The organism is Klebsiella sp. AqSCr (assembly GCF_008452795.1).
GTDB classification, from domain to species: Bacteria; Pseudomonadota; Gammaproteobacteria; order Enterobacterales; family Enterobacteriaceae; genus Klebsiella; species Klebsiella pneumoniae.
The window spans coordinates 489,724-501,574 of the sequence record NZ_MJDM01000005.1 but is presented as its reverse complement, the minus strand read 5'-3'; the positions used below and the strand labels follow the sequence as shown (position 1 = coordinate 501,574).

Sequence of the window (11,851 nt, the reverse complement as noted above, 5' to 3'; positions counted from 1 at the left end):
GCTATCCTTTTGCCGCGGAGCGCGTCGGGTTGAGAATGCGGGTGTTCAGCCAGATAGCCAGCAGGATAATGGTGCCGGTGGCTATCTGGGTGTAAAACGGCGAAATATGCGACAGGATCAGCCCGTTCTGAATGACCGCAATCGACAGTGCGCCCAGCAGCGTGCCAATAATAGTTCCGAAGCCGCCAAACAGACTGGTGCTGCCTAGCACAACGGCAGCAATGACCTGCAGTTCAAAGCCTTCGCCCTGGTTGGAGGAGCCGCTGCCGAGGCGTGCGGTAATGATCATCCCCGCCAGCGCGGCGGCCATTCCGCTGATGATATAGACCTTCATGGTGACCGCTTTGGTGTTAATGCCGCTGCGCCGCGCGCCTTCGGCGTTAGCGCCGATGGCGGTCACGTAGCGGCCAAAGCGCATATGGTTGAGAACGATATGCCCGATCAGCAGAATCAGAATGCCGAGCAGTGCGGGCATGGGGATCCCGACGACCCACGCGCGTCCGATAAAGGTAAACAGGCTGTCAGCCGGCACCGGAATCGAGTAGCCTTGGGTGACCAGCAGCGCGATGCCGCGAACTACGGCCAGGGTGGCGAGCGTGACGATAAACGCCGGAATGCCTTCATAGGCAATAAAGAAGCCGTTGATGGCGCCAACGAATCCGCCTAGCAGCAAGCCGCCGAGGAGTACCACCGGCCACGGCAGACCCCAGCTATTCAGGGCGATAGCGGAGAGCGCGCCGACCAGCGCCAGGGTGGAGCCTACCGACAGATCGATACCGCCGGTGGTAATGATCAGAGTCATTGCCGTCGCGACGATCAGCAGCGGGGCGCTCTGACGGATAATGTTGAGCCAGTTGGTGCCGGTGAGAAAGTTGCTGGTGATCAGCGAAAACACCACGCAGCAGAAGACGAAAAAGAGCGCGATGCTGACTACGCCTGAATGGTTATGCAGCAGGCGGCGCGGCAGCGAATGCTGGATCATGCGTGAGCTGCTTAAATTCATGATACTCATCCTGTTACCTCAATGTGCTGCCGCAGAGCGGGCGGTGAATTTTTCGCCCACAATCAGGTTAACGATATCGCTCAGGCTGGTGTCGGACACCCGTCTGTCGGCGACGTTGGTACCTTCATACATCACCATGATCCGGTCGCAGACCAGGAACAGGTCCTGCAGGCGGTGGGTAATCAGAATCACGCTCACCCCGCGAGCGGAAACGCGGCGAATGAGCTCCAGAACCGCTTCAACTTCCGCGACGGCCAGCGCGGCGGTGGGTTCATCCATAATCAGCACTTTCGGGTCAAAGGCCGCGGCGCGGGCGATGGCTATAGCCTGGCGCTGGCCGCCGGAGAGATTTCGCACCAGCAGCCGGGTATCCGGAATGGAGATCCCGAGCCCTTTAAGCATCTCTCTGGCATCGGCGTGCATTTTGGCCTCGTCGAGAAAGGGGATGCCGAGGACCGATTTCATCGGCTCACGGCCCATAAACAGATTGCCCGCGACATCGACCGTGTCACAGAGCGACAGATCCTGGTAGACCATCTCGATATGGCAACGGCGTGAATCGGCCGGATTCGTAAACTGTTGCTGTTCACCGTCGATACGAATCGTGCCGCTGGAGGGGATCACCGCGCCAGAGAGCACTTTGGTCAAGGTGGATTTCCCCGCGCCGTTATCGCCCACTAAGCCCAGCACTTCGCCCGGGGCCAGCTCAAGGTTGACTCCGCGCAATGAGCGTATCGACCCGTAGGTCTTGGTGATATTGATCATCTCTACCCTTGGCGGGGTAGTTTGTGGCTGCTGCATCTGATAACTCCCATCGCTGTGGCCGGGAAAATGTTCGCCATCCTGCGGGAGAGACTCTATCCGACACGGTTTACAACCTAGTAAACCGGTTTACCTGCGGACCAGAGCACTCGCCAGTGCAGTCAGGACAAACGCTATGTAAGATATTTGTTCGCCAGTAAGAACATTGCAGCATCCGTGCCAGGGCAGTAACCACACAGCAGCCCTGTAACTTAACCTTATGTATTCAATACACTTAATTGAATACAATCCGGTAAACCGGTTTACTGATTATAGTGAATAAATTGTTAATTGATCGTTTTTTGCGCCAAAAGCGGGCGCTTTTGCGCCATTTTGGGACGGGCTTAACAAATCTTGATCGAGTCGCGGCCAATCCATTCAACCGGCAGGCGGGTTTCCGCAGGGATATCCGGATCGTCGTTTAGCAGGCGCATCATGATGTTCACCGCAGTGCGGCCCAGTTCGCGGGCGGGCTGACGGATAGTGGAGATCCGCGGCTGGGTAAAATCGGCATAGTTGGCGTCATCGAAGCCCACTAACGATAGCGCCTCTGGCGCCTGGAGCCCACTGGCGCGCAAGCCGTCGAGCAGACCGAGCACCAGATAGTCGCTGGCAGCGAAGACGGCGGTAGGGCGAACCTGTTGGCTGAACAGGTACCGCAACGCTTGCTGGCCAAACTCGCGCTGGTAGTCGCCATACATCACCCATTCGGGCGGCCAGCTCAGGCCCGCTTGCTCCATCGCGGTGCAAAAGCCCTGATAGCGCTCGCGGACGCTCATCAGCTTGTCCGGGCCACCGACGAAAGCGATATGGCGATGCCCGGCGGCGATCAGTTTTTCGGTGGCGATCCGCCCACCCTGGACGTTATCGGCAAACACTTTCGGTACCTTACTGCCGGGAATATCTTCATCCAGCAGGACAATCCGTTCGTGACGCTGGACTTCCTTGCGCAGCAGGCCATTATCGGGGCGGTTGGTGGTGAACAGCAGACCGTCGACCTGGCAGGTATCCAGCCAGCGAATGAACTGGCACTCTTTTTCCGGGTTGTTGCGGGTGATACACAGCACCAGGCTGTAGCCGCTGGCAGAAGCGGCCTCTTCGGCTGCGTCGGCCAGTTCGGCAAAGAAGGGGTTGGTAATATCGGGAAGCACCAGGCCAAGCGTTTCGCTGCCGCCTTTGCTAAGACGGCGTGCCAGGCTATTGCCGCGATAGTCCAGTTCGCGAATGGCGGTTTCGATGCGGTCGATGGTGTCCTGCGGCAGCACAATACTGTTGTTCATATAGCGCGACAGGGTCGCCTTCGACAGCCCGGCCAGCTTTGCCACATCGGATAACAATACACGTTTTATACTCATTTCCTGCGCCATTTCTGCCAGAATCGGCTATCTGTAACATAGTTAAGCGCGGTGGATACAGCAATTTCTCTGCGAACAATCACCAAAAATAAATGCTTGACAAATTTTAATCAGCAGAGAATTGTATAGGCAGTTTACCGCATTATCCGGGAAGTCATTCCCAACCCCGTTTAAGTTATTCCAGTCGCGCACCGACACGGACCGGTTGCCGGGATGACATTAAGCAGGTATCCGCCGAACGTTCAATGATTGTTCTGGCGATATAGACGATATTTGCCCGCCAAAAAAATAATCCTTCTGCGTTCGCATGCGGCGCGGAACTCTGCTGGCTATCAACTATTCCCGACGAGGATACTGATGATGTTATTTCACACCGGAAAACTGCGTTTACTTGCTGTCGCCACGACCATGCTGGCATCAATGAGTTTTATTTCTGCCGCCAGCGCTGCCGGTCCGACTTATGCGCTGGTACAAATCAACCAACAGGCGCTGTTCTTTAATCTGATGAATAAAGGCGCACAAGATGCGGCCAAAGCCAGTGGCAAGGATTTAGTTATTTTTAACTCTAACGATAATCCCGTGGCGCAAAACGACGCGATAGAAAACTATATTCAGCAAGGCGTTAAAGGCATTCTGGTTGCTGCTATCGACGTTAACGGGATCATGCCAGCGGTTAAAGAAGCCGCCGCCGCAAACATTCCGGTGATTGCGATTGATGCCGTATTACCGGCCGGGCCACAGGCAGCTCAGGTCGGCGTTGATAATATTGAAGGCGGCAGAATTATCGGTCAATACTTCGTGGACTACGTGCAGAAAGAGATGGGCGGCCAGGCGCGACTGGGTATAGTCGGCGCGCTGAATTCGGCCATTCAGAACCAGCGGCAGAAAGGGTTCGAAGAGACGCTGAAAAGCAATCCGAAGATTACTATCGCTAACGTGGTCGACGGGCAGAATGTGCAGGATAAAGCGATGACCGCGGCGGAAAACCTGATCACCGGTAATCCGGATATGACAGCGATTTATGCCACCGGCGAACCCGCGCTGCTCGGCGCTATCGCCGCCGTAGAAAACCAGGGGCGGCAGAAGGATATTAAAGTCTTTGGCTGGGATCTGACGGCGAAGGCGATTTCCGGTATTGACGGCGGCTACGTCACCGCCGTACTGCAGCAGGACCCGGAAAAGATGGGCGCCGAAGCCCTGAATGCGCTGAACAGCATCACGTTGGGTAAAACCGTGCCGAAAACCATTCTGGTTCCGGCGACGGTGGTAACCAAAGCGAACGTCGATTCATACCGTCCGCTGTTTAAGTAGGTCAGCGCGCCCCGTCCGTGGTTAACAGGGCGGCGAGCTCACGGCTGCCGGGAAACGCGCTGAGCGTCCCCCGGCGGCTAACCGTAATGGCGGCAGCGCGACTGGCGTGCGCCAGCGCCAGCGCATCCGGCGCGACGCCGCGCAGCAGGGCGGAGGCCAACATGACGGCGAGGAACGTGTCGCCCGCGCCGGTAGTATCAAGCGCCTCGGCGGGCACGGCGGGACAAAACTGACGCTGGCCCTCCTGGACCAGCCAGGCGCCTGCGGCGCCCTGGGTAATCACTAAGGTTTTCACCCCGTATGGCTGGAGCAACTCGGCCTCGGATTCATTGACCACCGCGATGTCGATGAGGGGCCACAGATGGCAAAAGTCAGGATTGACAGGTGAGGGGTTGAATACCGTCGTCATGCCGCGGCTTCTGGCGTACTGGAACAGCGCCCGCGTTTTATCGAGGGAGAAATTGCCCTGCTGTAGCAGAATATCGCCAGCGACGGCATCCGCCATATGCGGAATCATTTCATCCAGGCTGAATGTATCGGCCGCCGCCGTAGTGGTAATGATGGCGTTGTCGCCATCAGCGCTATTTAAAATAATCGAGGTATCGCTATGTTGATTGAAATGGCCGTCGGGTAGTAGCGTCAGTGGTTCATTTTTTATCTGCTGGCGGATCCACGCGCCGTTGCTGTCATTTCCCGTGGCGGCAATTAAACGCGTCTCTATTCCGCAGCGGGATAATATAATCGCCTGGTTCGCGCCTTTACCGCCGATATCCTGCGACACTTTAACGCCGTGAATGGAGGCTCCTTTTTTCGGTATATCCGGAATGGACCAGGTTTCATCTACGGTAATATTACCAGTAACGTAAACACGCATAGTGTTCCCTTAACAGGATGGATAAGATGGTTGCTATCTCAGCAGAAAAAACGAATGCAATACAAGCTATTTTTTCACGAAGCAAGGCTGTTATTGGTGTTATTCATTGCGACCCATTTCCTGGCTCGCCAAAATATCGAGGAAAATCAGTCTCGGATATTGTTGAACGTGCGCTTCGCGATGCTGAAAATTATATTTCAGGCGGTGTTCATGGTCTGATTATTGAAAATCATGGCGATATTCCTTTCTCTAAACCTGAGGATATCGGCCATGAAACCTCAGCGCTGATGGCGGTCATTACCGAGAAAGTTCGTGAACGTTTTGCTGTGCCGCTGGGCATTAACGTTCTGGCTAACGCGGCGATCCCGGCAATGGCGATCGCCCTGGCGGGAGGCGCCGATTTCGTCCGCGTCAACCAGTGGGCCAACGCCTATATCGCCAACGAAGGATTTATAGAAGGGGCGGCCGCTAAGACGCTGCGCTACCGCAGTATGCTGCGCGCTGAACATATTCGCGTTTTTGCCGATAGCCACGTTAAGCACGGTAGCCATGCCATTGTCGCCGATCGTTCGATTCAGGAACTGACGCGCGATGTCGATTTCTTCGAGGCTGACGCGGTGATCGCCACCGGCCAGCGTACGGGCGATAGCGCCACGATGGCGGAAATTGACGAGATCCGCGCGGCGACGGAACTACCGCTCCTGGTGGGCTCCGGGGTGACACCGGCTAACGTGAAGCAGATCCTCGGGCGGACTCAGGGGGTCATTGTGGCCAGTACAATGAAGGTCGATGGCGTCTGGTGGAACGATGTTGAGCTGGCCCGGGTGAAACATTTTATGTCGGTCGCGCAGGCCGCGCTGGAGGAAGCTTAATGGAAGCGTTTAGCGAACGCCTGCTGCGCGAACATCAACCGGCGTGGCAGGCGATGCAGCAGCACCCGTTTGTGACTGATATCGAACAGGATCGTCTGCCGACAGTCGTCTTCAACCGCTATCTGGTGTTTGAGGGCAACTTTGTCGCGACGGCAATCGCGATTTTTGCCCTCGGGGTCAGCAAAGCGCCGGGTATTCAACAGCAGCGCTGGCTGATTGGCGTGCTGAATGCCCTGGTTGATATACAGATCGCGTGGTTTGAACAGGTGTTGTCAGCGCGGCAGATCGATCCCGCTGAGTACCCGGATGATTTGCCCGGGGTACGGCGCTTTCGCGACGGTATGCTGCGGACCGCCCACGAGGGCAGCTATGAGCAGATTGTGACCCTGATGTTCGGTGCGGAATGGATGTACTATTTTTGGTGCCGACGGGCGAGCGAACATTATCAGAGCGATGCTGATTTACGACGCTGGGTGGAAATGCACGCGGAGGACGAATTTTATCAGCAGGCTCTCTGGCTAAAAAACGAACTCGACCGCTGCGCCATGGCGCTGAGTGAAGACGAAAAGCAGGCGTTATCGGCGCTTTACGGCGAGGTGCTGCAGTGGGAAATTGATTTCCATCACGCGGCGTACGAGGAGTAGCCGCGAGGTGAAGAACAGGAGGCGCCGGAAGCGGCGTCTCCTGAAATATTGCTCAGGTCGTCCGCCTCTTATCCGGGCAATGTCTCTCCAGCCATTGTGCGACGAGGGGCCATAATTTCTCCGCATTCCGGGTACGAAAGAAGCCCATATGACCAATGGATGAAAGTCCGTAATCCGCCCGCCGTATTTCACGGCGTTCTATTTTTGCGTTTTGCGCTGGAGCAAGCAGGCGTGAGATGGCTTCTGTATTAGCCCAAGGGTCGTCATCAAAACCCAACACCAGAATAGGTAAGGTTATCTTTCCTGCCCGCTGACGCGCATCCCACTCCGGGTCGTCATAGAAATATTCAGGCATCGCGCTCCAGCGTCCCCACTGAAGCATCGCCGGAGCCGGTAAATCTTCACCCAGCCCGAGACGTCTGGCTGGCATATACCCAAAGAGCCGGCAAAGTGCCGGCCCCAAAACGCGCAGTAAACACCATACTCGCAGCTTTTCCTTCGTTTGGCTGATAGTGCTTGTCACGCCTGCGTGTGAGGCAACCATGACGGCGGCTCGCAGGTCGGTGGAGGCGGAAGATAACAGCACGGCATGCCCGCCAATACTGTGCCCAATCGCCAGCAGGGTAAGGCCAGGGGCTCGGGCTTTCGCCCACGCGGTGATGCATCCGACGTCCTGCTCGATCCAGTCGGACATGGTGTTTTTGTTGTGACGGACTCTCCCGGACTTCGAAAGACCAGTGCCCCGGTAATCATAAGTAATGACACTAAACCCCCTTTTATAAAGGTATTCAGCGAATCCTTTATAAAATCCCTGTACAACGGCCGTCGCCGGGTGAACGATCACCAATGCTTTGGCTTTGTGTCTTTGCCAGAGCGTGGCGGCGACAAAGCCGCCCTGGCTTACGGGGATGATGACAGATTCCATGAGTCTCGCCTTGTGTGGTCATACCAGTTTAACCTGGATTTACTGTAGCTGCTGCGTCAGAAATCAGCGAATGTTTTTGAGACGATCTCAGTAAGAAAAACGTCCTGAAAGCATTGGCGACCAGAATCAGGAGCCCTCAGGCGGGGTGCCAACTCCCAGCCTGCCATTTAAGGTCCCATATCCTTTCACAATCAATCAGCCTCTGCGCCAGGTGCCTTGTGTTAGGGGGGATAATGTCCGCTTTAGTTTCGTGTCACCTTGCCGGAATACAGACTTTCCTGCCATGCCATGGCAAATTTCCTGCACTTTGACGCTCATTGATTATACTTTGATGGCAGCTTGTGCTGCCTCAAGCAGTTGTCGCGATGGTGGATATCAAAACCAATATCCCGAACATTGGGTCAACGGGGCCGAGGAACATGTGTTCATGTAACAGTCGTGGAGGTATGGAAAGATGGGATTATTAAATTTTGTGAAAGAAGCGGGCGAGAAAATATGGGATGCCGTCTCCGGCGACAGTAAAGAAGATCGGGCCGATAAGCTGAAAAAACATATCGATGGACTTAATCTGCCTGGCGCCGAAAAGGTCAATATTGATGTTGCGGAAGATGGCACAGCAACGGTCACTGGTGATGTCGCTTCGCAGGAGGATAAGGAAAAAATTCTGGTTGCGGTCGGGAATGTCACTGGCGTAGGCCAGGTCAGTGACGGCGTTAAGGTGACGCAAAGCGGGGCGGAAAGTCGTTTTTACACGGTCAAATCCGGTGACACTCTGAGCGCAATCTCAAAAGCGATGTATGGCTCGGCCAATGAGTATCAACGCATTTTTGAAGCCAATAAACCGATGCTGACCCATCCCGACAAAATCTATCCGGGTCAGGTGCTGATTATCCCGGCGAAGTAGGCCACTCAGCAGCAACATCAGTGATGGCAGGAATACTTGCTTTATACCGCTGTCGGAAGCCGCCGCGGACATCTATTCCTCTATCAACGGCAAAAGAGCCAGCAAGCTGGCTCTTTGTTCCCCCGGGTTCAGGCGCTTACTGTGCGTCAGCCAGTGCCAGTCGGGCCTCTTCCTGCTCGGTGATTTTACGCTGTTGCTCAAGTTCCAGCGCGCCGCGATGAGAGAGGTAGCAGAAGAGTATGCAGCAGACGATCCCGCCCATCAGCAGATAGAACCCGCCGTGCCAGCCCATTTTATCGACCATTACGCCGAACAGGCTGGTGCCTAACGATGCGCCAAAGATATAGCTCATAAATCCGCGCAGACCCACGGCTGAACCGACGGCAAAGCTGGGGACGATTTCCATGGTTTGGACCGAGGCCAGAAACTGCGGGACATAAATAAGGCAGCCCACAATCGCCGCGAATACCGTGACCATCAGCAGAGATTCGCTTTTCCAGTAGCCAATCAGACAGATGAAGATTAGCGTCATACAGATTATAGCTAACGGCATCCGGCGCCCTTTAAACAGCTTGTCGGAGAGCCAACCGGCCAGCAGAGTAGACGGAATCGCCGCCCACTCAAAAAACAGGAATGCGACGCTCATTTGTTCTTTGGAAAAATGTTTCACCGTCAGCAGGTAAATTGGCAGCCAGCTGATCATGCCGAAACGCACCATATAGACAAACACATCCACAAAGGAGACATACCAGGCGTTTTTGTTACGCAGTACGTAGGTACAGAAGATCTGAAATGCGCTCATGTTCTCCGGCGCTTTCTGGCCGTGTTTGGTCTTCAGCACCACTTTCTCTTCCGGCATCATCTCTGCCAGCGAAGGCAGACCTTCCTCGCGCGGCGAACCCTTACCCAGCACCAGTACGCTAATGGCGAATACCACCGCCACGCAGGCCGGTACAATGTAGCTGGCGCTCTGCCAGTGCTCGGTGCCGAGAATGGCGAATGCGGCGCCGACGATCGGGGCGACAATTCCGCCGCCGACGTTATGGGAAATGTTCCAGAACGCCCCTACGCGGCCACGCTCACGGCGCGGGAACCAGTTCGCAATAGTAATAAAAGAGGGGCCGACCCCCATACCCTGAAACAGGCCGTTCAGGACAACCAGCGCAGCGAAGACCCAGAATGCGGTACTGAATCCTAATCCGACGTTGACGATGGCGCACAGCACCAGGCCACAGGCCATAAAGACTTTCGGGCTGGCTTTATCCGCGAGGCTGCTCATTACGCCTTTACTGATCCCGTAGGCGATGAGCATACAGCTGCTGAGCAAACCGATCTGCGTGGCGCTGAGGTCTAACTGTTCTTTCAGATAGGGCGTGGATAAGGTGAAGTTATTGCGCACGATATAGTACGCCAGGTATCCCAGAAATACGCTTAGCAGCGCCTGCATACGGTATCGACCATAGGTTGCCTGAATTTTCTCAGCAGGAACTTTATTCGCCGACGGGCCTTTTTTTAATAATGATAACATGTCGTCACCTGTATTTATATTGATATGAACATCAGGAGTAATTATCCCGAAGGGTGAAATAAGCGGCTAAAAAATTCAAATCGTCGAAATGAGTCAAAATTGACTCAAAATAAAGCAGGGACGGGTTGTTTTTGACCCATGTGGCATGAGTGAGATTTTGCGCAATTAATTTTGCGCTGATTTTATGTCCGGCTTGTGCGGACACTAACAAATTGCCTAATCATTATCTGGTAATCTTTCCCGATATTCCCGGACGCCCGTTTGACTATTTTTCCGCTCGCGGCGATTAATTCACCAGATGTCATAAACGGGTAAGTTTTGTCTCAACGCGGTTTTTACGGTATTTCAATATTTATGAACGGGATCACAAACATATTTCTTCGTGGGGTCAGGATAGTGAGCAAAATGCTCGCGCTGCTGCTGCTGACCGCATGGCTGAGACCCTGTGCGGCGCAAGGCAATGAGCTGGTGATGGCGACGACATTTTCTCCCAGCGCCACCGTGTGGATTATCGATCGCTGGCAGAAAGAGCCGGGGTCGGTGATGATAAGGACGCTCAACCGCACCAGCGCCTCGCTGGAACAGTTGCTTGATACGGCAAATGCCGAAAATGTCGATCTGATCCTGACTTCGTCGCCGATGCTGCTGCAGCATCTTCAGGAGCATCAAAAACTGGCGCCGTTCAGCGGTGCGCCGGCAGTCAGCCAACATCTGGTGCCGGAATCCATTCGCTCCACCTCCGTGGCCGTGGCGATCTCCGGGTTCGGTTTGCTGATGAATCGCTCAGCGCTGATGACCCGGCATCTGCCTGCGCCAGCGGACTGGGATGACCTGACCGATCCCCGTTATCAGGGGGCGCTTCTGATGAGCAGTCCGTCGCGTTCGGATACCAACCATCTGATGGTGGAGTCGCTGCTGCAACAAAAAGGCTGGATTAAAGGATGGGAAACGCTGTTGACGACGGCGGGAAACCTCGTGACCATTTCATCCCGTAGCTTTGGGGTGGCAGATAAGATTAAAAGCGGCCTGGGCGTGGCTGGTCCGGTGATTGATAATTACGCCAATCTGCTGCTGAACGATCCGCACCTGGCTTTTACCTATTTCCCCCAGTCGGCGGTTTCGCCGACCTATGTCGCAGTGCTTAAAAACAGCCAGCACGCCAGCGAAGCGCGGCGGTTTATTCGCTATCTGTTAAGTCCGGAGGGCCAGACGATCCTCGCCGACGCTAATACCGGGAAGTATTCGGTAACACCGCTGGCGCCAGGCAATCCACGGGCGGCGCAGCAGGCGATGCTGATGAATCAACCGCCATTAAACTATCGATTGATCCTCAAACGTCAGCGTTTGGTTCAGCGGATGTTTGATACGGCGATTAGCTTTCGTCTTGCCCAGCTCAAAGACGCCTGGCGAGCGCTGCATAGCGCGGAGGTCCGTCTTAAGCGTCCGCTGCCCGAGATACGGGCGCTGCTCACCCGTGTCCCGGTGGATCCGGCCAGCAGTGAGGATGAAGCCTGGCTGGCTCAGTTCGACAACAAAAGTTTTGCGGAACAGCAGATGATGGAGTGGCAGCTCTGGTTTCTCAACAACCAGCGACAGGCGATTACTAAACTGGAAGAACTGAAATGACGGACAGG

Annotated in this window: 11 protein-coding genes; 5 read left to right on the top strand and 6 right to left on the bottom strand. The window is 55.0% G+C overall.

What is annotated here, in order from left to right; translation table 11 throughout:
* Position 1: 1 nt before the first annotated feature.
* The 3 genes from BHE81_RS06255 to BHE81_RS06245 all read right to left on the bottom strand — a co-directional run bounded on the left by BHE81_RS06255 (position 2) and on the right by BHE81_RS06245 (position 3,171).
* Complete coding sequence (locus tag BHE81_RS06255) at positions 2-1,003, bottom strand: ABC transporter permease (RefSeq protein ID WP_023301922.1); 1,002 nt, start codon at positions 1,001-1,003, stop codon at positions 2-4.
* Between the two features lie 18 nt (positions 1,004-1,021).
* Positions 1,022-1,768 (bottom strand): ATP-binding cassette domain-containing protein, encoded by a 747-nt coding sequence (locus BHE81_RS06250; protein ID WP_004198552.1) that lies wholly within the window; start codon positions 1,766-1,768, stop codon positions 1,022-1,024.
* A gap of 380 nt (positions 1,769-2,148) precedes the next feature.
* Positions 2,149-3,171: a LacI family DNA-binding transcriptional regulator gene (locus BHE81_RS06245; RefSeq protein WP_004176158.1), complete on the bottom strand. Its 1,023-nt coding sequence runs from the start codon at positions 3,169-3,171 to the stop codon at positions 2,149-2,151.
* 345 nt (positions 3,172-3,516) lie between these two features.
* Here BHE81_RS06245 and BHE81_RS06240 point away from each other — a divergent pair, with 345 nt between their 5' ends.
* Positions 3,517-4,470 carry a substrate-binding domain-containing protein gene (locus tag BHE81_RS06240; protein ID WP_110246673.1) on the top strand — a complete coding sequence of 318 codons (954 nt, stop codon included), beginning with the start codon at positions 3,517-3,519 and terminating at the stop codon, positions 4,468-4,470.
* Between the two features lies 1 nt (position 4,471).
* Here the strand turns inward: BHE81_RS06240 and BHE81_RS06235 are convergent, their stop codons facing one another.
* Complete coding sequence (locus BHE81_RS06235) at positions 4,472-5,344, bottom strand: PfkB family carbohydrate kinase (RefSeq protein ID WP_004213032.1); 873 nt, start codon at positions 5,342-5,344, stop codon at positions 4,472-4,474.
* A 26-nt stretch (positions 5,345-5,370) separates the two neighbouring features.
* Here BHE81_RS06235 and BHE81_RS06230 point away from each other — a divergent pair, with 26 nt between their 5' ends.
* Together BHE81_RS06230 and BHE81_RS06225 are read left to right on the top strand one after the other, a co-directional pair.
* Positions 5,371-6,216 carry a BtpA/SgcQ family protein gene (locus BHE81_RS06230; protein ID WP_002904914.1) on the top strand — a complete coding sequence of 282 codons (846 nt, stop codon included), beginning with the start codon at positions 5,371-5,373 and terminating at the stop codon, positions 6,214-6,216.
* Positions 6,216-6,860 (top strand): TenA family protein, encoded by a 645-nt coding sequence (locus BHE81_RS06225; protein WP_002904912.1) that lies wholly within the window; start codon positions 6,216-6,218, stop codon positions 6,858-6,860. The genes BHE81_RS06230 and BHE81_RS06225 overlap by 1 nt, the downstream gene beginning before the upstream one ends.
* Before the next feature lie 52 nt (positions 6,861-6,912).
* Here the strand turns inward: BHE81_RS06225 and BHE81_RS06220 are convergent, their stop codons facing one another.
* On the bottom strand, positions 6,913-7,785 hold the full coding sequence (locus tag BHE81_RS06220) for an alpha/beta fold hydrolase (protein WP_004151646.1): 873 nt from the start codon (positions 7,783-7,785) through the stop codon (positions 6,913-6,915).
* 454 nt (positions 7,786-8,239) lie between these two features.
* On the opposite strand from BHE81_RS06220, the gene lysM reads away from it, so the two are divergent.
* Positions 8,240-8,689 carry a peptidoglycan-binding protein LysM gene (lysM, locus tag BHE81_RS06215; RefSeq protein WP_004184091.1) on the top strand — a complete coding sequence of 150 codons (450 nt, stop codon included), beginning with the start codon at positions 8,240-8,242 and terminating at the stop codon, positions 8,687-8,689.
* A gap of 136 nt (positions 8,690-8,825) precedes the next feature.
* Here lysM and pgtP read toward each other — a convergent pair whose 3' ends face one another.
* A complete protein-coding gene (pgtP, locus tag BHE81_RS06210; protein WP_004184088.1) occupies positions 8,826-10,217 on the bottom strand; it encodes a phosphoglycerate transporter PgtP in 1,392 nt (463 codons plus the stop codon).
* A gap of 405 nt (positions 10,218-10,622) precedes the next feature.
* Here pgtP and pgtC point away from each other — a divergent pair, with 405 nt between their 5' ends.
* Positions 10,623-11,843, top strand: a complete 1,221-nt coding sequence (gene pgtC / locus BHE81_RS06205; RefSeq protein ID WP_023286446.1) for a phosphoglycerate transport regulator PgtC — start codon at positions 10,623-10,625, stop codon at positions 11,841-11,843.
* Positions 11,844-11,851: the final 8 nt, after the last annotated feature.